Source organism: Pseudarthrobacter sp. B4EP4b (genome assembly GCF_006680095.1).
In the GTDB taxonomy this organism is placed as follows: domain Bacteria; phylum Actinomycetota; class Actinomycetes; order Actinomycetales; family Micrococcaceae; genus Arthrobacter.
The window spans coordinates 13,660-37,514 of record NZ_VHIJ01000021.1 but is presented as its reverse complement, the minus strand read 5'-3'; the positions used below and the strand labels follow the sequence as shown (position 1 = coordinate 37,514).

At 65.4% G+C, this 23,855-nt stretch carries 18 protein-coding genes; 5 read left to right on the top strand and 13 right to left on the bottom strand.

Annotation, left to right across the window (positions count from 1 at the left end; all coding sequences use genetic code 11):
* The coding region (locus FNL14_RS23490) for a hypothetical protein (protein WP_220126157.1) at positions 1-258 on the top strand (258 nt) is incomplete at its 5' end.
* Between the two features lie 113 nt (positions 259-371).
* On the opposite strand, the gene FNL14_RS07780 is transcribed toward FNL14_RS23490, so the two are convergent.
* Genes FNL14_RS07780 through FNL14_RS07770 form a run of 3 tightly spaced genes read right to left on the bottom strand, consistent with a single transcriptional unit; the run spans position 372 to position 7,946 of the window.
* Positions 372-4,070: a 1,4-alpha-glucan branching enzyme gene (locus FNL14_RS07780; RefSeq protein ID WP_142059015.1), complete on the bottom strand. Its 3,699-nt coding sequence runs from the start codon at positions 4,068-4,070 to the stop codon at positions 372-374.
* 1 nt (position 4,071) lies between these two features.
* Positions 4,072-5,868, bottom strand: a complete 1,797-nt coding sequence (gene treS, locus FNL14_RS07775) for a maltose alpha-D-glucosyltransferase (RefSeq protein ID WP_142059013.1) — start codon at positions 5,866-5,868, stop codon at positions 4,072-4,074.
* Entirely contained in the window at positions 5,865-7,946 is a 2,082-nt protein-coding gene (locus FNL14_RS07770) for an alpha-1,4-glucan--maltose-1-phosphate maltosyltransferase (RefSeq protein WP_142059011.1), read from the bottom strand. The genes treS and FNL14_RS07770 overlap by 4 nt, the downstream gene beginning before the upstream one ends.
* A gap of 154 nt (positions 7,947-8,100) precedes the next feature.
* Here FNL14_RS07770 and glgP point away from each other — a divergent pair, with 154 nt between their 5' ends.
* Both glgP and FNL14_RS07760 read left to right on the top strand, forming a co-directional pair.
* Entirely contained in the window at positions 8,101-10,722 is a 2,622-nt protein-coding gene (gene glgP, locus FNL14_RS07765) for an alpha-glucan family phosphorylase (RefSeq protein ID WP_181762568.1), read from the top strand.
* A 47-nt stretch (positions 10,723-10,769) separates the two neighbouring features.
* On the top strand, positions 10,770-12,566 hold the full coding sequence (locus FNL14_RS07760; RefSeq protein WP_142059009.1) for a thiamine pyrophosphate-requiring protein: 1,797 nt from the start codon (positions 10,770-10,772) through the stop codon (positions 12,564-12,566).
* Between the two features lie 46 nt (positions 12,567-12,612).
* Here FNL14_RS07760 and FNL14_RS07755 read toward each other — a convergent pair whose 3' ends face one another.
* From FNL14_RS07755 to FNL14_RS07720, 8 genes are all read right to left on the bottom strand, one after another.
* Positions 12,613-12,969, bottom strand: coding sequence for a barstar family protein (locus FNL14_RS07755; protein ID WP_142059007.1), 357 nt, complete (start codon positions 12,967-12,969; stop codon positions 12,613-12,615).
* A gap of 8 nt (positions 12,970-12,977) precedes the next feature.
* Positions 12,978-13,475, bottom strand: coding sequence for a ribonuclease domain-containing protein (locus FNL14_RS07750; RefSeq protein ID WP_142059005.1), 498 nt, complete (start codon positions 13,473-13,475; stop codon positions 12,978-12,980).
* Between the two features lie 14 nt (positions 13,476-13,489).
* Positions 13,490-15,619: a glycogen debranching protein GlgX gene (gene glgX / locus FNL14_RS07745; RefSeq protein ID WP_142059003.1), complete on the bottom strand. Its 2,130-nt coding sequence runs from the start codon at positions 15,617-15,619 to the stop codon at positions 13,490-13,492.
* A gap of 28 nt (positions 15,620-15,647) precedes the next feature.
* Positions 15,648-16,637, bottom strand: a complete 990-nt coding sequence (gene rlmB / locus FNL14_RS07740; RefSeq protein WP_142059001.1) for a 23S rRNA (guanosine(2251)-2'-O)-methyltransferase RlmB — start codon at positions 16,635-16,637, stop codon at positions 15,648-15,650.
* 105 nt (positions 16,638-16,742) lie between these two features.
* Entirely contained in the window at positions 16,743-18,209 is a 1,467-nt protein-coding gene (gene cysS / locus FNL14_RS07735; protein WP_142058999.1) for a cysteine--tRNA ligase, read from the bottom strand.
* Between the two features lie 9 nt (positions 18,210-18,218).
* A complete protein-coding gene (gene ispF, locus FNL14_RS07730) occupies positions 18,219-18,731 on the bottom strand; it encodes a 2-C-methyl-D-erythritol 2,4-cyclodiphosphate synthase (protein WP_091422257.1) in 513 nt (170 codons plus the stop codon).
* A 3-nt stretch (positions 18,732-18,734) separates the two neighbouring features.
* Positions 18,735-19,517 (bottom strand): 2-C-methyl-D-erythritol 4-phosphate cytidylyltransferase, encoded by a 783-nt coding sequence (gene ispD / locus FNL14_RS07725; RefSeq protein ID WP_091422254.1) that lies wholly within the window; start codon positions 19,515-19,517, stop codon positions 18,735-18,737.
* A gap of 97 nt (positions 19,518-19,614) precedes the next feature.
* A complete protein-coding gene (locus FNL14_RS07720) occupies positions 19,615-20,097 on the bottom strand; it encodes a CarD family transcriptional regulator (protein ID WP_011690592.1) in 483 nt (160 codons plus the stop codon).
* Positions 20,098-20,370: 273 nt separating this feature from the next.
* Between FNL14_RS07720 and FNL14_RS07715 the strand changes: the two genes are divergently transcribed.
* Positions 20,371-20,937, top strand: a complete 567-nt coding sequence (locus FNL14_RS07715) for a hypothetical protein (RefSeq protein ID WP_091422253.1) — start codon at positions 20,371-20,373, stop codon at positions 20,935-20,937.
* A gap of 99 nt (positions 20,938-21,036) precedes the next feature.
* On the opposite strand, the gene FNL14_RS07710 is transcribed toward FNL14_RS07715, so the two are convergent.
* Positions 21,037-21,717, bottom strand: a complete 681-nt coding sequence (locus FNL14_RS07710) for a response regulator transcription factor (protein WP_050056313.1) — start codon at positions 21,715-21,717, stop codon at positions 21,037-21,039.
* Positions 21,714-22,955: a cell wall metabolism sensor histidine kinase WalK gene (locus tag FNL14_RS07705; protein ID WP_091422250.1), complete on the bottom strand. Its 1,242-nt coding sequence runs from the start codon at positions 22,953-22,955 to the stop codon at positions 21,714-21,716. The genes FNL14_RS07710 and FNL14_RS07705 overlap by 4 nt, the downstream gene beginning before the upstream one ends.
* A 207-nt stretch (positions 22,956-23,162) precedes the next feature.
* On the opposite strand from FNL14_RS07705, the gene phoU reads away from it, so the two are divergent.
* Positions 23,163-23,825 (top strand): phosphate signaling complex protein PhoU, encoded by a 663-nt coding sequence (gene phoU, locus FNL14_RS07700; protein ID WP_142058997.1) that lies wholly within the window; start codon positions 23,163-23,165, stop codon positions 23,823-23,825.
* Positions 23,826-23,855: the final 30 nt, after the last annotated feature.

The following is a 23,855-nucleotide window of genomic DNA, read 5'->3' as shown; positions in this document are numbered from 1 at the left end:
CAACCAATTCATAAAACAATTGGTATCAACAAACTTGGCACACTATTGAGTTCTCAAACAACAGACACACCCGGCACCACCACAACAACAACCAGTCATGGATCGCTCCGGAGCAACTTTTCAAAGTTACCGGCTGGCTTCCTACTTGTCAAACCGGCGTCCGCAACCCTGATCGCCGTGAGGCTTGAGTTTCGGTTTTTCCGGCTGACTCTGTGGACCAGCGCGGAAATAAACTCTACCACCACTCTGCCGGGATAGCCAACCGGGTAGCCAACCGGCCTCCCCCCGATACCAGGCAGCCCAGATCTGGCCACGAAAAAGCCCGGAATCACAAGGATCCCGGGCCCTTCGTCAACACTTGGAACCAAGGGTCAGCCAGCGGCTGATGTACCCGGCTTGAAGTACGCAGCGCCAAGCGGCGGCAAGGTGACACTCAGGGTGGCCGGCTGTCCGTCCTGCCCTTCCCCGGCGGCCTTCAGTTCTCCGTTGTTGAGCACCCCGGATCCCCCGTAAGTGGTGGAGTCGGTGTTGAGCACCTCGGTCCAGACACCTGCCTCCGGCACTCCCAGCGTGTAGCCGGCATGCGGCGCACCAGAGAAGTTGATGGCGCACACCAGGGGGTTGCCCTCCTTGTCCCACCGGATGAATGAGAGAACGTTGCGGTCCGCGTCTCCCCCATTGATCCACTGGAAGCCGCCCGGTTCGTTGTCGCGGGTGTAGAGCGCGGGAGTGGACGCGTAGAGCTCGTTGAGGTCCTTGGTCAGCAGCTGGATTCCCTTATGGGCCGGAATGTCCGCAAGCCACCAGTCGAGGCCGTGCTGTTCTGACCATTCGGCTTCCTGGCCGAATTCCGTGCCCATGAAGATGAGCTGCTTGCCCGGGTGGGCCCACTGGTACGCCAGGAAAGCACGCAGGTTGGCCAGCTGCTGCCAGCGGTCGCCGGGCATCTTCCGGAGCATGGAGCCCTTGCCGTGCACTACCTCGTCGTGGCTGATGGGCAGCAGGAAGTTCTCGGTGAAGGCATACACCAGGGAGAACGTGACCGTGCCGTGGTGCCATTTGCGGTTGACCGGATCCTCGGAGGCGTACTTGAGGGAATCGTGCATCCAGCCCATGTTCCACTTCAGGCCGAAGCCCAGCCCGCCGTGGCTGGTGGGGGCAGTGACGCCCGGGAATGCAGTGGATTCCTCTGCAATCATGACGGCCCCGGGATGCGTCTTGTACACCGTGGCGTTGACTTCCTGCAGGAAGGAAATAGCCTCCAGGTTCTCCCGGCCGCCGAAGCGGTTGGGCCGCCACTGGCCCTCCTCGCGGGAGTAATCCAGATAAAGCATGGACGCTACGGCATCCACCCGCAGGCCGTCGATGTGGAACTCTTCCAGCCAGTACAGGGCATTGGCCACAAGGAAGTTGCGGACCTCTGTCCGGCCGAAGTCGAAGATCAACGTGCCCCAGTCCGGGTGCTCACCCAAGGCCGGATCGGAGTGCTCATAGAGGGGCTCGCCGTCGAACTGGGCCAGGGCCCATGCGTCCTTGGGGAAGTGTGCCGGCACCCAGTCCAGCAGGACACCGATTCCGGCCTGGTGGAGTGCGTCCACCAGGTACCGGAACTCGTCCGGGTGGCCGAACCGGGAGGTGGGGGCGAAGTACGACGTGACCTGGTAGCCCCAGGAACCTCCGAAGGGATGCTCCGCCACGGGCATGAATTCCACATGGGTGAAGCCAAGCCACTTAACGTAGTCCACCAGCTCTTTGGCCAGTTCCTTGTAGCCGAGCCCCAGCCGCCAGGAACCAAGGTGCACTTCGTAGACGCTCATGGCCGAGTTGTGCGGATCCCGCTGGGCCCGGGCTTCCATCCACGCGTCGTCCTTGAAGGCGTACGCGGGCTCCACAACACGGGAGGCGGTCAGCGGCGGGACCTCGGTTCCGAACGCGAGCGGGTCCGCCTTTTCCACCCAGTGGCCGGACCGGGTGCGGATCTCGAACTTGTAGCATGCACCGGCTGTGACGCCGGGAATGAAGATTTCCCAGACACCGGATGAGCCCAGGGAGCGGAGCGAATTCTCGCGGCCGTCCCAGCCGTTGAAGTCACCCTTGATCCGCACAGCCTGCGCGTTGGGTGCCCAGACGGCAAAGGAGACACCGTCCACGTCGCCCAGCGAGGACTTGTAGTGCTGGACATGGGCACCAAGCACCTGCCAGAGCTTCTCATGCCTGCCCTCGCCGATAAGGTGCAGGTCAACTTCACCCACGGTGGGCAGGTAGCGGTACGGCTCGTCCACGATGACGGGTTCGGCCCCCGCATACGTGACGGCAAGGCGGTAGTCCGGGACGTGGCCTTGCTGCAGGGGCTCCATCACGGCCACCCATACACCGTGGGCTTCATGCTCCATGGGAACCTCGCCCGCGGCCGTGATCACGGTGACGGACTCGGCCAGATGCTTCACGGTGCGGATGGTGACGTGGCCGTAGTCGTCCAGGTGCGCCCCAAGGACGGAATGGGGGGCGTGGTGTTCGCCGTTCGCGATCTTGCCCAGGGTGCCTGCATCCACATGCAGCGGCACCCCGGGATGGTCGGTTCGTGCTGAGCCTGTCATTTCGTTACCTTCCGATGCTGCCCCGGCCTGTTGACCGGCGCCGTTACCGCTGAGGAGCCGTCTGGCGGCGTTCACGGGGATCGCCAGCCAGTCGGGCCTGTTACGCATTTCATAAACTACTTCGTACAGTGCCTTGTCCAGCCACAATGCCACAAAGAGGGGCGCGTCCTTGTCCACGGTGCCGGGCGTGACCTCCGCGTAGCCGGCAAGGAAGGCATCGCCGCAGTCGTCAACCCAGGAGGCCGGCACTTGCGCGCCTTCCTGCTCGCGGCGGGCGGCCCCTGCCGCGTAGTCGAAGGACCGGAGCATTCCCACCACGTCGCGGAGGGGGACGTCGGGAACGTTGCGCTCGGCGATGGGACGCAGCGGTTCGCCTTCGAAGTCGAGGATGGCCCACCGCGGCGCCGCCCCCGCCTGGCCCGGAACCTGGAGGATCTGGCCGAGGTGGAGGTCCCCGTGGATCCGCTGCAGCGGACCGGCAGGGACGCCGTCGAGCCCCTTCAGCAAGGCGTCCAATGCCGTGCCATAGGGCCCGACGGCGGAGGCCGCTTCAGCCCAGGCCTGCCGGACGCGCTGGGCTACTGCCGGCGCGATCACCTTGCCCGGCTCAGCCTCCTCGGATTGTCCGAGGGCTTTGGCGAGCCGGCGGTGGACGGTTGCGGTGGCGGCTCCGAGAGCGCGCGCCTCTGCCGTAAAGTCCGTTCCGGACCGCGCTGCGTCAACAGCGAGGCGCCAGGCGTCGAGCCCGCCGGCCAGGAACTCGTGCGCCACGGCCAACTCCCCTTCCGCGTGCCGGGAACCCGCAGCCGTGCCGTCAGGGGAAGGAAGGCCTTGTGCCAACCACTCGCCGCGGACCCAGCCGAGGGTGGCTGGAACTTCAGCTGTACCCGCGGAAGTGAGGGCGGCGCCCACTTCGACTTCCGGGTTGGTCCCTTCCGAGAGGACACGGAAGAATTTCACGATGGCGGCTGATTCGCCGTCGTCCACGATCACTGAACTGTTGGACTGCTCTCCGGACAGCACTTTGACCACGCCGCGCGCCGTGGGCAGCCTGGGCCCTCCCGGGGTGCGGAACCCGGCGGCGGTGCCGCTGGGCGCCTTCTCCCCGCCGCGCATGAGTTCGAGCCAGGCCCCCACAAAGTCGGGATCGTGCACTGCGTCGTAGACCCATGGCCTGGAAGGGTCAGTGCCGGCGGCCTCGCCGATCAGGGCCCGCTCCATGCCCGCGGCCGGTGCCGGCCGGAAACTCAAGGGGACCTGCACCACGTCGGTGCGCCGGCCGCCGTCGGCTCCCTTGGTGGTGACTTTCAGGAGGAACACCGCCAGCGCGGCGTGGCCGGAGGGATCGTCCAGCCCCAGGCTGCCTGCCTGGGCTACCTCGAAACCGGGGGTTTTGACGGGAAACCAGCGTTGCCTCGGAAGCCATTCCTGAAGCAGCGCGGTCAGGGCGGGGGTAAGGATGGGCTGGTTCATGTCAGTTCTCAATCGAGAGGATCGGCATAGCCTGCGTATAGGGGGACGAAGGATTGGACGCTGCCGAGCGGACCCGCAGCCAGAAAAAATCGTGGCTGCCCAGGGTCAGTGTCAGCGTCCCGTCCTCGTTGATGCCAGGAAATGGCTGGCCGCCGAAGACATCCCGAAGGCCGCGGCCGGCGTAATCGGGAATGCGCAGCCTGGCGGCCACTGGATGCTGGGAGAGGTTGAAGGCACACAGGACGGTTTCACCGTCCACTCCGGCGGAGTTGCCGTCCGGCAGCTCCCGAAGGTACGCCAGTACGGCGTCGTGGTCTGCCTCAACGTGCTTGAAGGAACCGAGGCCGAAGGAGGGATGGTTCTTGCGGACGCTGAGGATCTGGCGGGTCCAGCGGAGCAGGGAGCCCGAGTGCGCAGCCTCGGCCTCGACGTTGGCCATGTTGTAGTTATAGACCAGGGATTGGATGACCGGCAGGTAGAGCTTGCCGGGGTCAGCGTGGGAGAAGCCTGCGTTGCGGTCGGGGTTCCACTGCATGGGGGTGCGGACGGCGTCCCGGTCTTCGAGCCAGATGTTGTCCCCCATCCCGATCTCGTCCCCGTAATACAGGAACGGGCTGCCGGGCAGCGAGAGCAGCAGCGCGTTGATCAGTTCGATCTCTGCCCGGGAGTTGTCCAGCAGGGGCGCCAGCCGGCGGCGGATGCCGATGTTGGCCCGCATCCGGGGGTCCGGCGCGTACCAGCCAAGCATGGCGGCCCGCTCGTCCGCGGTGACCATCTCAAGGGTCAGCTCGTCATGGTTCCGCAGGAAGGTTCCCCACTGCGCGCCCTCGGGGATATTCGGGGTGTCCTGCATCGTTTCGATGATGGGCGCGGCCTTTTGGTCCCGGAGCGCGTAGTACAGGCGCGGCATGATCGGGAAGTGGAAGGCCATGTGGCATTCGGGTTCCTCTTCCGTGCCGAAGTACTCCACCACCTCGTTGGGCGGCTGGTTGGCCTCGGCGATGATGACGCGCCCGGGGTAGCTCTCGTCCACCATGGCCCGGAGCCTGCGGAGGAATTCGTGGGTGGCGGGCAGGTTCTCGCAGTTGGTGCCCTCCTCCTCAAAGAGATACGGGATGGCGTCGGCACGGAACCCGTCGATGCCCTGGTCCAGCCAGAACCGCACCACGTCGAACAGGGCCTCGATCACCTTGGGGTTCTCGAAGTTCAGATCGGGCTGGTGGCTGAAGAACCGGTGCCAGAAAAACTGCCGCCGGATGGGGTCGAACGTCCAGTTCGATTCCTCGGTGTCCACAAAAATGATGCGGGCGTCCTGGTATTTCTCGTCCGTGTCACTCCACACATAGAAGTCGCCGTACGGGCCGTCGGGGTCCTTCCGCGATTCCTGGAACCACGGATGCTGGTCCGAGGTGTGGTTCAGGGGCAGGTCGATGATGACCCGCACGCCCCTGGCGTGCGCTTCCGCCACCAGCCGCTTGAAATCGGTGATGGTGCCGAACTCGTCCAGCACAGAGTTGTAGTCGGAGATGTCGTACCCGCCGTCACGCAGCGGCGACTGGAAGAACGGGGGCAGCCAGAGGCAGTCCACGCCCAGCCACTGCAGGTAGTCGAGCCTGTCGATGAGGCCCGAGAAATCTCCCGAGCCGTCACCGTTGGCATCCGCAAAAGCTCTGACGAGGACCTCGTAGAAAACGGCCTTCCGGTACCACAGAGGATCGTGCTGCAGGCCCGGCGCGTTCAGTTCGAAAGTACTCTTCGGCGTGAAATGCCGGCCCGAACTTTGCGGATTAAAACTCACTGATGCGCTCTCCTGACACTCAGGATGTGTGCGGGCTCAACGTGCGGGTCGAGGCGGACGTAGTTGAACTCGCCCCATTCCCAGCTTTCCCCGGATATGAGGTCGTCCACGTAGAAGCCGCCATTGGCAGTGCGGTCTTCCGGGTCCAGCTCCAGGGCCGCGAGGTCCAGGGAAACGCTGCCCTCCTTGGTGACGTGCGGATCGAGGTTCACCACCACGATGATGGTGTCCTTGGATCCGTCCGGGAGCGTCTTGTGCTTTGAGTACGCAACGGTGGAATCGTCCGTTGTGTAATGCACGGTCAGGTTCTGCAGGTCCTGCAGCGCGGGGTGCGCGTGACGAAGCTCGTTCAACCGGGTGATGTACGGTGCCAGGGTCCGCCCGGAGTGGGCCGCGGCATCCCAGTCACGTGCTTTGTATTCGAACTTTTCGTTGTCGATGTACTCTTCGGCTCCTGGCCGGGCAACGTGCTCATAAAGTTCGTAGCCGGCGTAGACGCCCCACAAGGGGCTTGCCGTGGATGCCAGCGCAGCCCGGATCTTGAAGGCTGCGGGGCCGCCGAACTGGAGGTATTCGGTGAGGATGTCCGGGGTGTTGACAAAGAAGTTGGGCCGGAAGAAGGCCGGGGACTCGTGGCTGACCTCGGTGAAGTAGTCCTCGATCTCCTTCTTGGTGTTCCGCCAGGTGAAGTAGGTGTAGGACTGCTGGAACCCGGCCCGGCCCAGCGCGTGCATCATGGCGGGCCGGGTAAAGGCTTCCGCGAGGAAGACAACGCCCGGAACCTCTTTATTCACCTCCGCGATGAGCCATTCCCAGAACCACACCGGTTTGGTGTGCGGGTTATCGACGCGGAATATTTTTACGCCGTGGCTGACCCACAGCAGGACAATACGCAGAATTTCGTTTGAGAGCCCCTCCGGGTCATTATCGAAATTCAGCGGGTAAATGTCCTGGTACTTCTTGGGCGGGTTTTCCGCATAAGCAATGCTGCCGTCCACGCGGGTGGTGAACCATTCCGGGTTCGACTGGACCCAGGGGTGGTCCGGCGCCGCCTGCAGCGCCAGGTCCAGGGCAACTTCCAGGCCCAGTTCGTTGGCCCGCGCAACAAAAGCGTCGAAGTCCTCGAACGTGCCAAGGTCCGGATGGATGGCGTCGTGGCCGCCTTCCTTGGCGCCGATGGCCCACGGCGACCCGGGATCGTTGGGGCCGGCGATCAGCGTGTTGTTGGGACCCTTGCGGTGCTGGACGCCGATGGGGTGGATGGGCGGCATGTACAGGACGTCGAAGCCCATGGCGGCGACGGCGTCGAGGCGCTTTGCGGCGGTGCGGAAGTTGCCGGAGGTCCAGGTACCCGTGTCGTGGTTGCGGACGGCTCCCTCGGAGCGGGGGAAGAACTCGTACCAGGCGCCCCGGCCGGCGAGGTCTCGCTCCACCAGCAGCGGGAACTGCTCGGAGACTGTCACCAGTTCGCGGATGGGCTCGCGGCGCACGATGTCCGCCACGCCGTCGCTGAACCCGGCGGCGAGGCGCTCTTCGGGGCTGAGCGACCTGTCTGCCAGCCGGTCGGCGACCCAGCGCAATGTTGCCCGGTCCGACTCGCTGCGGGAGGCGTCGTCGGACGCTTCACCCAGCAGCGCGGAGCCCTCGGCGAGCATCAGCTCCACGTCGATTCCGGCAGCCACCTTCACCTCGGCGTTGTGGTGCCAGGTGCCGTAGCGGTCGTGCCAGGCTTCGATGACAAAGGACCAGTCGCCAACGTCCGACGGCGTGAGGACGCCTTCCCAGCGGTCCGTTCCCATGCCGCGTTCCCCGCGCGGCGGTGCGAGCCTCACCCGCTGGCGCTCGTTGCCTTCGGGATCCAGGAGCACGGCGCTGACGCCGAGCATGTCATGCCCCTCGCGGAAGGCGGTGGCTCCAACGACTATCCCCTCACCCGGCAGGGCCTTGGCGGGGAATCTTCCACCTTCGACCACCGGCTGCACGGCGGTGATGGGAAAACGTCCAAACCGCAGGCCGTCAGTGATGCGGCCCTTCGGCTTATTGTCTAATGCGGCACTGGTTCCTGAGTTAGTCGTCACACGCTCGACGTTAGCGAGAAATGGCCGGGAATGCTAAGCCTTGCGCACTAATTTTGTTGCGCCCCGTGTCATTTACTTCATGCCACCGGTCATTTACCCAAAAGAAACCTGATGCTGGTTCCGGCTGCCCATGTTGTCCGTTAGTGTGACGCAGGTGAAGGCAATCCGCAGATTTACGGTCCGTACAGTGCTCCCCGAGCCCATCCGCCCGCTGGCCCGGCTGGCCAGCAATTTGCGCTGGTCCTGGCACCGCCCCACCCGCGAACTCTTCGCCGGGCTGAACCCCCGGCTGTGGACTGAAAGCGGCGAGGATCCGGTCGGTTTCCTGGGCCTGGTGAGCCGCGAAGAGCTGCAGCAGCTGGCTGCGGACCAGTCCGTGGTGGAACGCGTCCGGGCCGCCGAGGAGGACCTCGACCGCTACCTCGAGGAGCCGCGCTGGTACCAGAGCCTGGGGCCCGATGCGCCGGCCGCGATTGCTTACTTCTCCCCCGAATTCGGCATCACTGAAGTCCTTCCGCAGTACTCCGGCGGCCTGGGCATCCTGGCCGGCGACCACCTGAAGGCCGCCTCGGACCTGGGCGTGCCCCTGATCGGCGTTGGCCTGCTGTACCAGGCCGGGTACTTCAAGCAGTCCCTCTCCCGGGATGCCTGGCAGCAGGAAACCTACCCGGTCCTGGATCCTGACGGACTCCCGCTCACGCTGCTCCGCGAGCCCTCCCCGGACGGCAACGGCCGCCCCCTGCAGGTCTCGCTGCCCCTGCCCAACAGCCGGCGCCTGCTGGCACACATCTGGCGGGCCGACGTCGGCCGTGTCCCGCTGCTGCTCCTGGATTCCAACGTCCCGGGCAACGATGAGGCAGCCCGCAGCATCACCGACCGCCTGTACGGCGGCGGCGGGGACCACCGGCTGCAGCAGGAACTGCTGCTGGGCATGGGCGGGGTCAAGGCACTGCGTGCCTTCCAGAAGCTCACCGGATCGGTGGCCCCGGAGGTTTTCCACACCAACGAGGGCCACGCCGGCTTCCTGGGCATCGAACGCATCCAGGAACTGATGGCCGGGGACGAGGCACTTACCTTTGACGAGGCATTGGCTGCCGGCCGTGCCTCCACCGTTTTCACCACCCACACGCCGGTGCCCGCGGGCATCGACCGGTTTGAAATCGCACAGATCCACCACTTCTTCCAGGCCGGCCTGGCACCATCTGTGCCCGTGGACCGGATCCTGGAGCTGGGCCGGGAAAACTACGCCGACGGCAACGCGTCAGTGTTCAACATGGCCGTGATGGGCCTGCGGCTGGCGCAGCGCGCCAACGGCGTGGCCAAGCTGCACGGCGAAGTGTCCCGCGGCATGTTCTCTGCCCTGTGGCCGGGATTCGACCACTCCGAAGTACCCATCACTTCTGTCACCAACGGCGTGCACGTGCCCACCTGGGTCGACAGCCGGATTTCCAAGCTCGCCCGGGACCAGTTCGGCAGCGAAGCGGAAGCCAACGGCCGGTGGGACCTGGCCTACAACGTCAGCGATGCCGACGTGTGGGCACTGCGCCGCGAGATGCGCGCAGCCCTGGTGGAGGATGTCCGCAAGCGGCTGCGCGCCGCCTGGAAGAAACGCGGCGCCGCCGACGCCGAGCTGGGCTGGACGGACAACGTCCTGGACCCGGACGTGCTCACCATAGGGTTCGCCCGCCGTGTTCCGACGTACAAGCGCCTCACGCTGATGCTGCGCGAGCCCGAAAGGCTCAAGGCACTGCTGCTGCACAAGGAACACCCCATCCAGCTGGTCATCGCCGGCAAATCCCATCCCGCTGACGACGCGGGCAAAAAGATGATCCAGGACCTGGTCCGCTTCACGGATGATCCCGAGGTCCGCCACCGCATCGCGTTCCTGCCGAACTACGACATCGCGATGGCGCGCACCCTCTTCCCGGGGTGCGACGTGTGGTTGAACAACCCGCTCCGTCCGCTTGAGGCCTGCGGAACCTCGGGCATGAAGGCCGCCCTGAACGGTTCGTTAAACCTCTCCGTCCTGGACGGCTGGTGGGATGAGATGTACGACGGCGAAAACGGCTGGGCGATCCCCACCGCCAATAACGGCGCATCTCCGGAGGAACGCGACGATATCGAGGCCGCAGCCCTGTACGAACTCCTGGAAACCCAGGTGGCCCCGCGCTTCTACGGCAGCACGGTGTCCGAAAGCGCAGGCGCCGCAGGGCCGTCCACAGCGTCGGGCGCCGAGAAGGTGCCCACGCACTGGGTGTCCATGATCAAGCACACGCTCTCGCACCTCGGACCGAAGGTCTCGGCCGAGCGAATGCTGCGCGACTACGTGAACATCCTCTACCGCCCGGCGGCTGAGGCGGGACGCAGCGCCGGAGCGAACTCGTACTCGCAGGCCCGCAACCTCGCAGCCTGGACGGCCAACGTCCGCTCCGCCTGGCCGCACGTGCATGTTGAGCATGTGGACTCGGTGGGGGTTTCCGAGGACCCGCAGATCGGCGACACTCTCCAGGTCAATGCCTACGTGGCCCTGAACAGCCTCACCCCCGAGGACGTCAGCGTGGAAGTGGCCTACGGCCGGGCCGAGGAAAGCGACACCTTGGCAGAGATCACCGTGATGGAACTCAAGGTCCAGGAAGACCTGGGCAGCGGCCGGCACCTGTTCAGCGGTTCCCTGGTGATCGACCGTTCCGGGTCCTTCGGTTACACCGTCAGGGTGCTGCCGCGGCATGACGCACTGGCGTCCAAGGCTGAGCTGGGACTGATCGTCAACGCGTAACGGCTGACGCCGGACGCGCGGCAGGAGAAACGCAGCAGGAGGAACCCATGAACGACCGTACCGTGGCAGACCTGATAGTTGACCGGCTCGAAACATGGGGCGTCAGCCGCGTGTTCGGCTACAGCGGGGACGGGATCAACGGGTTTATGGGCGCCTTGCGCCGGGCCGAAGGCCGCGTTGAATTCGTGCAGGCACGGCACGAGGAAACCGCGGCCTTCATGGCCGTGGGCCACGCCAAGTACACCGGCGGGGTGGGCGTAGTGACCTCCACCCAGGGACCTGGCGCCGTCCACCTGCTGAACGGCCTGTACGACGCAAAGCTCGACGGCGTGCCCGTGGTGGCCATCGTGGGCCAGCAGAGCCGCACCGTGCTGGGCTCGGCGTACATGCAGGAAATTGAGCTCACCGTTCTGTTCAAGGACGTTGCAGCCCAGTTCGTGCAACAGGTCAACGCCCCTGAGCAGCTGCCCATGGTCCTGGACCGTGCATTCCGGACGGCAAAGGCCACCTCGTCGCCCTGCGTGGTGATCCTGCCGCATGACATCCAGTCCGCGCCCGCGCCCGAGCTGGAGCAGGAGCACGGCGTGGTGGTCACCGCACCGTCCTGGAGCACCTCGGCCAAGACCCCGCGTACGGAAGACCTGGACGCCGCCGCCGCGATCCTCAACGGGGCCCGGAAAGTGGCGCTGCTTGTTGGCCAGGGTGCCCGGCATGCAGGAGCGGAAGTGGTGGCAATCGCCGAACAGCTTGGCGCCGGAATTGCCACGAGCCTGCTGGGCAAGCCGTACGTGGACGAGACCCTGCCCTTCGCCGTAGGCACCATGGGACACTTGGGCACCACGGCAAGTGCGCACCTGCTGGGCAACTGCGACGCCCTGCTGATCGTGGGATCAAACGATCCCTGGACCGAGTTTTATCCCCCGCCGGGCGCCGCCCGGGCCGTCCAGATCGACATCGACGAGCGGAAGATCGGAAACCGCTACCCTGTCGAAGTCGGCCTGGCCGGCGACGCCGCTACCGCACTGCAGGCGCTCAGCTCACGGTTGACGGCGCGTCCCCGCGGACAGTGGCGCGACGACGTCGAACAGGAAGTGGTCCGCTGGCGGGCCCTGGCGGAGGAACGCGCAGCTGTCCCGGCCAGCCCGGTGAACCCGGAGCGGGTGGTGCGGGAGCTGAACGGCCGGCTGCCGGCCAACGCGCAGTTAAGTATCGACGTCGGCAGTTGCGTTTACTGGTATGCCCGCCAGCTGGTCCTTCCGCCAGCCGTTCCAGCGCACCTTTCGGGCACGCTGGCCAGCATGGGCTGCTCCATCCCGTACGGCATTGCCGCAAAGCTTGCCCACCCGGACCGGCCGCTGGTGGCGCTGGCCGGGGACGGCGCCATGCAGATGGCCGGGATCGCCGAACTGGTAACCGTGGCGCACCGCTGGCGGCAGTGGCAGGACCCGCGGTTCATTGTGTGCGTCTTCAACAACCGGGAGCTCACCGAAGTCACCTGGGAGCAGCGCGAGTCCGAGGGCGAACCCAGGTTCAAGGACAGCCAGGAGCTCCCGGACTTTCCGTTCGCGGGCTACGCCGAACTGCTGGGTTTCACGGGTATCCGGGTGGAGGACCCGGAGCTTCTTGGGGACGCCTGGGAGCGGGCGTTCGCAGCGGACCGGCCGGTGGTGATCGAGGTCCTGACCGACCCCGAGGTTCCCCTCCTCCCACCCTTCCCGGGTGGCAAGGAGAAGGCCGAAAGCATGCGCAAGGCCCTGGCCGAAGAGGACGGCGGCGGCCGGGCACTGCGCCTGCTGGACACCTACACCGGACAGGAAGAGCGCGGCCAGGGCGGGGCTGGCTAAAAACAGGGCTGGATTTACAGCAGGCCGGGTTTACAGCAGGACGGGTTTACAGCAGGACGGCGGTGACAGCCAGGTCCTTTCCGGCGTAGCGCTCGGCGTCCTGGAGGACCTCGCACATGACCCCGAAGGACCGGTCGGCGCGGAACGGGGCAGCCACCTGCCAGAGGACCGTGACCGGCGGATTGCCGTTCTCCGTGATGCTGTCCGCGAAGTCGTGGAGTGAATCGTTGAGGGCATCCAGGTTCACGCCGTAGTGTTCGGGGAAGTTCAGGACCTCGCCGAAGGTTTCCAGGACTGCTCTTTTGCTGTCGGCCGCGGGGACCACCAGGCTGCGGCGTCCGGCGTCTGCCACCTGCTCCTGCAGCTCTTCCAGAGTCCAGGTGTCGCCGGAGTAGATCTTCATGGCTGTGTTCAGCTGCCTTCCGCTATGAATCGAAATGTCTCGTAGTGATCATCGGTGTAGTACTTCTCCCCGCCATCGCCGGCGACGATCCGCCGGGCTCCCCTGTCTGATTCTCCCGGCGTGGGCACCGTGTATTCGCGGTAGTAGCCCCTGTCCCTCCGTGGGAGGATGCGTTCAAAATTTCCGAACGCCTGGTTGTCCTGGCTGTACCGGAAGGGTCCCCCGGCACGGATGAGGCCGAGCGTGCTCCGGGCTTCGGCAGGAAGGGCGGACTCGCGCACCTCCGGCAGTCCTGACGGGTTGTCCGGGACTGATGCAGGGGGCGCAGCGGCGCCCCCTGAGCCGGGCGCAGCAGTGGATGCAGGCGCCACCGGCGCCGCGCTCGAGGTGCCCTCTGCCGTCGTACCTTGCGTGAGCTGGCCCAGGACGCCGGTGCCGCCGAACGCCAGGAGCGCCAGCACAACAAGTGCGGCCAGCAGCAAGGACAGGATGTTGCGGTTGCGCATGGATTCTCCGGCGGCTACGTGCGGTAGATGTTGATGGAGTTGGCCTCGACGAGGTCCTTCTCCCCGGGGGAAACCCTGATGCCCTGCCGGAGCTCGTGCAGCGGCGATGTGGTCAGCCGAAGCTCGAACTGGCCGTGGTCGGCGCCTTCTGCAGCGACACGGGGCAGGGTGATCTGCACGTCCGAGGTATTGCCGTTCACTACCACCAGGCCGGCCAGGGTGCCGTCATCGGAGCCGAGCAGGAGCTGCACCACGCGGTGCTGGGGATCGTTCCAGCGTTCCATGGACATGGGTTGGCCGGTGTGGTCGAACCAGTGGAGATAGGACTGTCCGTCCTGCACCGGGAAGTCATGGGGCTGGGCGGCCAGGAACTCTTTCCGCAGGCGGATGTACCGCTTGGTGCTGCGGAGCATCTCGTGGGATTCGGGAGTCGCAGTCCAGTCGAGCCATGCGATGGCGTTGTCCTGGCAGTAGGCGTTGTTGTTTCCCTGCTGGGTCCGGGCCAGCTCGTCCCCGGCGGTGATCATGGGGACGCCGAGGGAAACCATCAACGAAGCCATCAGGTTCCGGCGCGACTGCGCACGCGCGGCGAGGATGGCGCCGTCCTCGGTAGGGCCTTCAAAACCGTGGTTGTAGCTGCGGTTGTCGCCGTGCCCGTCCCGGTTCTGCTCGCCGTTGGCCTCGTTGTGCTTCCTGTCATAGGAGACAAGATCGTTCATGGTGAAGCCATCGTGGGAGGTGATGTAATTCAGCGAGGCCAGGCGGGAACGACCGGATGCGGCAAAGAGGCCGGCAGAGCCTGAGAGGACATCCGCGAGCCTGGACACCGAACCGCCCTGGCCGCCGGACTCAAGGGAAGCCCGGTCCGCCAGCCAGAAGGAGCGCACGGCGTCGCGGAAGTGGTCGTTCCAGTCTGCCCAGCCCGCCGGGAACCGCCCGGTCTGCCAGCCGCCGTAGCCCACATCCCAGGGTTCGGCGATGAGTTTCACATCTGACAGGACGGGATCCGCTGCAATGTCTTCCAGGAACTGGTGTTTGGGATCGAACTCGTTGGCGGCATTCCGGCAGAGCGTCACCGCCAGGTCAAACCGGAAGCCGTCGATGTGGAACTCATCCACCCAGTACCGCAACGAGTCCAGGACCAGCTGCACTACCTGGGGCCGGGAAAAGTCCAGGCTGTTGCCGCAGCCGGTGGTGTCCACATACCTGCCGTTCCCGTCGGTGCGGTAGTAGTTCTCCTCCCCCAGGCCCCGGAAGCTCAGCGTCTGTCCACCGGCACCGCCCTCGGCGGTGTGGTTGTACACCACGTCCAGGATGACTTCCAGCCCGGCGGCATGCAGCGCCTTGACCATACCTTTGAACTCGTCCTGGACCGCCTGCGGGCCGGCTTCGTGCGCCGCCCTGGTGGCGTAGCCCGGGTGCGGGGCGAAAAAGGCCGCAGTGTTGTAACCCCAGTAGTTGGTCAGGCCCAGGTCCTGCAAATGCGGTTCATCCAGATGGAAGTGCACGGGCAGCAGCTGGACCGACGTGATACCCAGGCTCTTGAAGTGCTCAATGATGGCAGGGTGGGCCAGGCCCGCGTAGGTGCCGCGGAGTTCCTCAGGCACGTCCGGGTGGAGCATGCTCTGCCCGCGGACATGGGCCTCATAGACAATGGTGTCCCGCCACGGCAGCTTCAGCCGCGCGTCCAATCCCCAGTCGAAGTCGGCGGCCGTCCGCACGCTCGCCAGGAAACCCTCTGACTGGTCCACGGCGCGGCCGTAAGGGTCCAGCAGCAGCGGCTGCCCGCCGTCGTCGTCCATGCCGCCTGCCGGCACAGCCAGCGGCAGGGACTCACCGGCGGCCGCCCTCCGGAAGCCATACCTGGAGCCGTATGGCAGGTTGTCCACCATCCCGTGATGGACGTCCTGGCTCACGTTGGGAAGCGCCTGGACACGCCAGTCGCCGCCGGGAGCCTTGTAGACAATCTCCAGGTTCCGGACCCCGGGGGCATAACAGGCAACGTTGGCCTGAGCAGAGGGCCCCTTGCCGTTGCCGGCTGAGCCCGCACGGGCTGTGGCCCCGCGCGGGACACTGACACCAAGTGGAAGAGCCGTTGAGGCATCCGTGGCGGAAGCGGCAGTATCAAAGAGCGGCATGACCATCACCTAAATTTTAGCCGCCACTGACCTGCTATTTTGCCGCGCGCTGGCGGGACACTTCATACAGGGAGATGCCAACGGCCATCGACGCGTTCAGGGATTCCATCGCGGAGTCGATCGGAATGGACACAATCTGGTCGCAGTTTTCGCGGACCAGGCGGCTGAGACCCTTGCCTTCGGAGCCCACCACGATACACACCGGTTCGGTGGCGAGGGTCAGGTCCGGCAGTGAGACGTCGCCGTCGCCGTCCAGGCCCAGGACAAAGATGCCCATGTTCTTGAACTGCTTAAGCGCGTTGTTCAGGTTGGACGCGCGAGCCACCGGGACACGCACGGCCGCGCCCGCGCTGGTTTTCCAGGCGGAAGCGGTGACGCCCACCGAGCGGCGTTCCGGGACGATGACGCCGTGGCCGCTGAAGGCGGAAACGGAGCGGATGATGGCGCCCAGGTTGCGGGGGTCGGTAATGCCGTCGAGGGCGACGAAGAGCGGCGCGTTGGCGACGTGGCCCTTCTTCCACTTCGCCACGGTGTCCTCGGCGAGCTCGTAGGCGTCCTGGTACTCGTACGGCGGGATCTGGAGCACCAGGCCCTGGTGGACGGCGTCGTCGGTCATCCGGTCCAGCTCGGGTTTACCGGTTTCCATCAACGGGATGCCGCGCTCGGCGGCAATCTTCAGGGATTCCTTGACCCGGTCATCCATTTCGATGCGGATGGCAACGTGCAGGGCTTTGGCGGGGATGCCGGCCCGGAGCGCTTCCACCACGGAGTTCCGGCCGGTGACCACTTCTTCGGTGGCGCGTCCCTTGGGGCCGGACTTGGCCGCACCGGCGCTGCGGGCACCGGTGTTGCGCTTGGCGGCGGACCGCTCGGAGAGCTGCTTGGCCTTGTGCGCCTTGTGGTACGGGCGGTCCTCCGCCTTGGGCGTGGGGCCCTTGCCTTCGAGGGCCTTGCGGCCATGGCCACCGGTTCCGATGGTTGGGCCCTTCTTCGCTTTAACCGATCGGCGACCATTGTTGGCCATTGTGTTCCACCCTTGATTGTGCTGACTGAGTCTGCATACCAGTCTACTGACCGAAGAAAAATCGGACGATCCGTGGTGTGGGGGTGCCCGGCGCGGGGTTTGGCGTCAGTCCCGCTTCAGGCTCCAGGTTGCGCCGTCCGGCCCGTCCTCCACCACAACGCCGGCCTGGTTGAGTGTGTCCCGGATGGCGTCGGATGCTGCCCAGTTCTTTTCGGCCCTGGCCGCTGCCCGGGCCTCCAGCTGTGCCTGCACGAGGACGTCGAGGGCTGCGGCTTCCTTGCTGTTGCCGGCGTCTGAACCGGCCACTGCGTTGAGGCCGAGGACGTCGGTCATCACTGCCACCGTGTGCATTGCGAGGCGGGCCGCGTCATCGTTGCCTTCGGCGAGGGCCGTGTTGCCGGCGCGCACCGTTTCGTGAAGTGCTGCCAGCGCACGCGGAACGTTGAGGTCGTCGTCCATCGCGGCGGAGAACGCGCTGAGGGTGTCCAGGGAGGAACCGTTCGTGCCGGCAACAGAACCGAAGTCCGCACCGAACTTGGCGGCGGCTTTGGCGATGAACCCGTCAATGCGTTCGACGGCGGCTGCGGCTTCCTGCAGCGAGGTGGGCCGGTAGTCCAGGATTGAGCGGTAGTGCGCCTGGCCGAGGTAGTACCGGACCACCCGGGGTGGGGCCAGTTCCAGCATCTCCGCCGGGCTGACGGTGTTCCCGATGGACTTCGACATCTTTTCGCCCTCATAGGTGACCATGCCATTGTGCATCCAGAAGTTGGCGAACGGGTGGCCTGCCGCCTGGGACTGGGCCAGTTCGTTTTCATGGTGCGGGAACCGCAGGTCCAGGCCGCCGCCGTGGATATCGAACTCGGTACCGAGGTATTTGGTGACCATGGCGGAGCATTCCAGGTGCCAGCCCGGCCGGCCTGCTCCCCAGGGGGAAGCCCAGCTTGCCGTCGCCGGCTCACCGGCTTTGGAACCCTTCCACAGCGCGAAGTCCCGGGAATCACGCTTGCCCCGCGGGTCGGCGTCGGGAGCTGCCTGCATGTCGTCGATGTTCTGCCGGGTGAGGGAACCGTATTTGCTCCAAGACCGGACATCGAAGTAGACGTCCCCGGAATCGTCCAGCGCCGGGTAGGCGTGGCCGCGGTCGATCAGTTGCTGGATGAGCGCATGCATTTCCGGGATGTGGCCGGTGGCGCGGGGTTCGTAGGTGGGCCGGGAGACGCCCAGGGCGTCGTAGGCCTTCAGGAACTCCTGCTCGTAGCGGTAAGCGAGGGCCCACCACTCTTCGCCGGGCACTTCCCCGGGCTCAGGCGTGAAACCCGGCGCGAAGGATGCTTCGGACTTGGCAAGGATCTTGTCGTCGATGTCCGTGACGTTCCGGACCACCGTGACCCGGAGGCCGCGGTATTGCAGCCAGCGGGTGAGCTGGTCGAAGGCAATGGCGGAGCGGATGTGGCCAACATGGGGCATGCCCTGCACCGTGGCCCCGCAGTAGTAGAGGCTGGCCTTGCCCTCGACGAGGGGGACGAAGTTCCGGACTTCGGCGGAGGCAGTGTCATAGAAGCGCAGGGTCACCGCTCCAGATTAGCCGATGGCGCCGGGCTGGCTTGGATACACCAGTGCAGTGGCCACAGCGCTGATGCCTTCGCCGCGGCCGGCGAACCCCAGCCCGTCGCTGGTGGTGGCGGTAACGCTGACGGGCGCGCCGGCCGCCTCGCTCAGAACGCGTTGTGATTCCTCCCGCCGGGGGCCGAACTTGGGCCGGTTGGCCACGAACTGGACCGCAACATTGCCGATCTCAAAACCGGCTGCGCGCACAATCCGGGCGGCTTCCGCGAGCAGCGTTACCCCGGACGCGCCGGCGAACTCAGGGCGGCTGGTTCCGAAGTGCGTTCCGAGGTCGCCTATGCCTGCTGCCGAAAAAAGGGCGTCAGCGGCCGCGTGGGCCACCGGGTCACCGTCGGAGTGCCCGGCCAGGCCACGCTCCCCCTCCCAGAAGAGGCCGCCAAGCCAGAGCGGACGGGGCGCGTCCTCGGCTGCGTAGGCATGGACGTCGAGGCCGATGCCGGTGCGGGGAAGAATCGCTGTGATGTCCATGTCCTAGCCCTCCACCCACCGGGCGCCCAGGGGCCCTTCCAACAGTCCCTCGGCAATGATCAGGTCCAGCGGGGTGGTGATCTTCAGTGACTGGCTGGAACCGCGGACGGCGTGGACGGGCATACCCAGCATTTCCACGAGCATGGCGTCATCGGTCACGGCAGCGGACTGCTGCTGGTCCAGGGTGCGGGCGGCCTCATGCGCTTTCAGGAGGGTGGCGAGCTGGAAGCCCTGGGGCGTCTGCACGGCGCGCAGTTCCTCCCGCGGCGCGGTGCCGGTCACGATCTCCGGCGCCAGGGCGCTGTCCTCCCCGGTGGTCGCCGCAACGGTTTTGACGGTATCCACCACGGCGACGGCGGGAATCACCGCGGCGGCGCCGGCCGCCAGGGCGTCAGCCACCCGGTGGAAGACGGATTCGGGGGTCAGCGCACGGGCGGCGTCGTGGACCAGGACCGCCTCGATCCCGTCCATCAGGGCGGCAATGCCAGCCCGGACGGAGTCGGCGCGGGTGGCGCCGCCGTCGACAATCGAAAGGAGGGGGCCGCCGTCGGCCAGTTCCTCCCTGAAGTCCTCGCACAGCTGCCGCAGGGCGGTGTCCGCGGCCGGCAGCGCAATGCACACCTGGCTGCTGACGCCGGAAGCAACAATCCCCCGCAGGGCATGCATCAGAATGGGTTCGCCGCCCAGGGGCACGGCTGCTTTGGGCATGCCGTAGCCAAGCCGCTGCCCGGAGCCGGCGGCCACCAGGATCACGGCGGTGACAAGGCGCGTGGGAGTTTCACTCATGCCGACTAGCCTACGTCGCTGCGGCCCGCCCCGCCCGGACCTGAATCCGGGCAAAAAGAAGCCCCGGCGGCACTTGGGTGCCACCGGGGTTCAATTCTTAGGAAGCCAGGACCTCGTCGAGAACGCTTGCAGCCTTCTCCTCGTCGGTCTTTTCAGCCAGCGCCAGTTCTGAAATCAGAATCTGCCGGGCTTTGGCCAGCATTCGCTTCTCGCCTGCGGAAAGGCCCCGGTCGTGATCGCGGCGCCACAGGTCGCGGACGACCTCTGCAACCTTGATGACGTCACCGGAAGCAAGCTTCTCCAGATTTGCCTTGTACCTGCGTGACCAGTTGGTGGGCTCTTCGGTGAACTCGGCGCGAAGCACATCAAACACGTGCTCCAGGCCTTCCTTGCCCACTACGTCCCGAACCCCAACAAGATCAACATTCTCTGCTGGAACTTCAATGGTCAGATCACCCTGAGCCACCTTGAGCTTGAGATACATTTTCTCTTCGCCCTTGATGGTGCGCATCTTGATTTCTTCAATCTTCGCAGCACCGTGGTGAGGGTAAACTACTGTCTCGCCGACCTCAAATACCATGTGGACATTTCCCCTTTCCCGCAGACCAGTTTATCACGATTCAGGCATATGACCGGCCGGCAAAAGGGCCCCGAACCGCGAAAATCCGCGGAAAAACAGCACAATCGACCCCCTCCACCCCCTTGACGAAAGCGGATAATAGTGCATCGCGCGCGCTCTGCCAAGGGTGATGTGACGGCCCTCGAATCCGCGTTTGACCGCCTTTGCGGCTAGGCTATGGGCTGAATAATCTTTCAAAACCCTCGAGGAGTACGTGACGTGCGTTTCACTGCGATGAACCGGGCCCACCGCGCCAAACTGGCACTGACCGGGGCCGCCATTGGCGTCGGCCTGCTGACGGCAGGCTGCGGATACATCACACCCCAGCAGACAAACCATCAGTACTCCGCGTCGGACGGCATCCGCGCCGACCTCGGCCCGCTCCAGCTGCGCAACATCCTCATCGTTTCTTCCGGCAAGGATGAGCCCGGGCGTGTGATTGGTGCCGTCTACAACTCATCCTCCAAGGATGTAACGCTGAAGCTGAACGGAGCTGAGGGCTCGCAGACGGAAGTTCCGGTCAAAGCCAACTCCTACACGCTGCTGAATGAGAACTCGGATGAGGCCATCCTGAGTACGTCCGGCGGGGCCCCCGGTTCACTGGTGGACATCAAGGTCACCGAAGACGGCACGAACGTCAGCAACACCGTCAAGGTTCCTGTACTGGATGCAACGCTCCCGGAGTACAAGGAATACCTGCCCGCCGGCAGCACTCCCTCACCGAGCACCTCGGCTACCCCGTCCTCGACGGCTTCCGGAAGCGCAACGCCCTCGCCGTCAGCCGGCGGAGCCGGCCACTAGGGCCGGACCAGTCAACAAAGACTTATCAAGCACAGGGAAAGGGAGGGGCCGGCCGGCCCCTCCCTTTCCTGTGCTTCTAATTTTGGTGAGCCCTTGGTGCTACGGCTCGAACTTGTAGCCAAGTCCGCGGACGGTCACCAGGTACCGCGGCGCTGAGGGGTCGGGTTCAATCTTGCCGCGCAGCCGCTTGACGTGGACGTCGAGGGTCTTGGTGTCGCCCACGTAGTCGGAGCCCCAGACGCGGTCTATGAGCTGCCCCCGCGTGAGCACACGGCCCGAATTGCGCAGCAGCATCTCCAGGAGTTCGAACTCCTTCAGCGGGAGCAGCACCTGTTCCCCGCCCACGCTGACCACGTGGCGTTCGATGTCCATCCGCACCGGACCGGCCTGGACCGTAGAGGAAATCAGTTCCTCCGGTTCGCCCTGGCGGCGCAGGACAGCCCTGACCCTGGCCACCAGTTCGCGGGAGGAGTAGGGCTTGGTGACGTAGTCATCCGCGCCCAGTTCCAGGCCCACTACCTTGTCGATTTCGGCGTCCTTGGCCGTCAGCATGATCACCGGGACACTGGAGCGCTGGCGCAACTGGCGGCAGACCTCCGTGCCGGACAGCCCGGGAAGCTGCAGGTCCAGCAGGACGAGGTCTGCACCGTTCCGGTCAAATTCGGTGATGGCGTCAAGGCCGTTGTCCACCACTTCCACCTCGAATCCCTCTTTGCCCAGCAAATAGGACAAGGGATCGCTGAACGATTCCTCGTCCTCCACAATCAAGATCCTGCTCAAGCGTTGGCTCCTCGTTCTTTTGCGCCGGCGGCGCGTGGTACCTGGGTGACAGTTGGCTTAAGGGATCCCTGCCCGGCCGCGCTGTTCGCCGCCGGCTGCGGGAGCTCCTCCTCGGCGTCCTGGCCCTCCATCTCGGGGAGGCGAAGGGTGAAGGTGGAACCCTGGCCGGGCTGGGACCAGAGGGTCACTTCCCCGCCGTGGTTGGAGGCCACGTGCTTTACGATGCTCAGTCCCAGGCCGGTGCCGCCGGTGTGGCGGGACCGGGCTGCGTCAACGCGGTAGAAACGCTCGAAGACGCGCTCCTGGTCCTCGGCGCTGAGTCCCTCACCCTGGTCCGTTACCGAGATTGAGACCAGCCCGTCCCTGGACCGGACACCGATGCCCACCCTGGTGTTCGGCGGGGAGTAGCGGATGGCGTTGTCGATCAGGTTGCGCAGCGCGGTCACCAGCAGGTCCTGGTCACCGAAGACCATACCCTCGGTCCGGCCGCCCACAACGATGCGGATGTTCTTGCTCTCGGCCGGGAGCTGGGAGCGGTCCACGGCTTCCGCGATCACCGCGTTGACGTCAACGGGGCCGCCCTCCTGCGTAACGCTGGCACCCTGCAGCCGGGAGAGTTCGATGATGTCCTGCACCAGGGCAGCGAGCCGGCCGGACTCCTTATGCATGCGCTTGGCAAAACGGCGCACTGCCTCTTCGTCATCGGCCGAGGACTCCAGGGCTTCCGCGAGCAGGGAAATAGCGCCCACCGGCGTCTTCAGTTCGTGGGAGACGTTGGCCACGAAGTCGTTGCGGATCTCCTCGGTGCGCGTGATTTCCGTGCGGTCATCAGCCAGCAGGAGGATGTATTCCTCACCGAGCATGGCTGCGCGCACCTGGACAACAATGGTGCCCTGCCCCAGGGGTCCCCGTGGCAGCTCCAGTTGCTTCTCCAGGATGACGCCGTCGCGCCGCACCCCTGCGGTCATGTCCAGCAGTTCCTTGTGAACCACAGTGTGCCCGCGGACCAATCCGTAGGCATAGGCGGCGGGGCTGGCGCGGACCACGCCGTCAACATCGTCCACCACCACAAAGGCGCGCCCGACGACGGCCAACACCTCGGCTGCACCGGCTGGCAGGGCGAGTTCGTCGGAATCAATATCCAGCAACCGGCGCTGCTTTTCACTGACCCTGTAGGCAAGCACTCCGAACGTACCGAGCGCCAGGCCAACGAGGCCGGCGACCAGACCGATGAGCATAGGATCCACAGCTCCACCTTATGCGCTGGCAGGCGGCCATCAGCACGTCCCGGGCTGCTGCACCAACGGTTCAACTAACGTTCATCTTCAAAGGCTTAACCGTTTACCGGATACTGGCAGAGTAACGAGTTGGACTGCCGAACGGCGACATGAATTCCTGCTGTCCGGGTGCGGGCGGGACGGGAGTTCCAAGGAAAGGACGCCTACGTGCGTAAGGTTTTTCAGGAAGAGCTCACCCAGGTTGGTGACCAGCTGGTGGAGATCTGCCGGCTGGTCAGCGAAGCGATGGCGAAGGCCACCACCTCGTTCCAGGTGGCAGACGTGGATCTTGCCCAGGATGTGATCGCGGCGGATGCCCGCATCGACTTCCTGCAGAACAGCCTTGATGAGCGGGCCATCGACATCCTGGCACTGCAGGGTCCTGTCGCCAGCGACCTGCGGATGATCGTGGGATCCCTGCGGATGAGCGCGTCACTGGAACGCATGGGTGACCTCGCCCGGCACATCGCCCAGCTGGCCCGCCTCCGGTTCCCCTCAATCGTTATTCCCGACTCCATGACGGCAACGTTCAAGAGCATGGCTGACCTGGACCAGGAGATTGCGGACAAGCTCACCGTTCTGCTGGAGACCCGCGACCTTGAGGTGGCCCGGGACATCCTGAAGGCCAACACCGCCATCAACGATCTGCACCTGAGCGTCTTTAAAGCCATCGCGGCTCCTGAATGGGCCGAGAGCCCGGCCACCACCGTGGACGTTGCACTGGCCAGCCGGTACTTCGAGCGTTTCGCGGACCATGGAGTCTCCGTTGCCCAGAAGGTCACCTACCTGGTAACCGGGGCCTGGCAGCCGAACGGCATCGAACACAGCTGAACGTTCCGGACTTAGGAGCAAACGACGGCG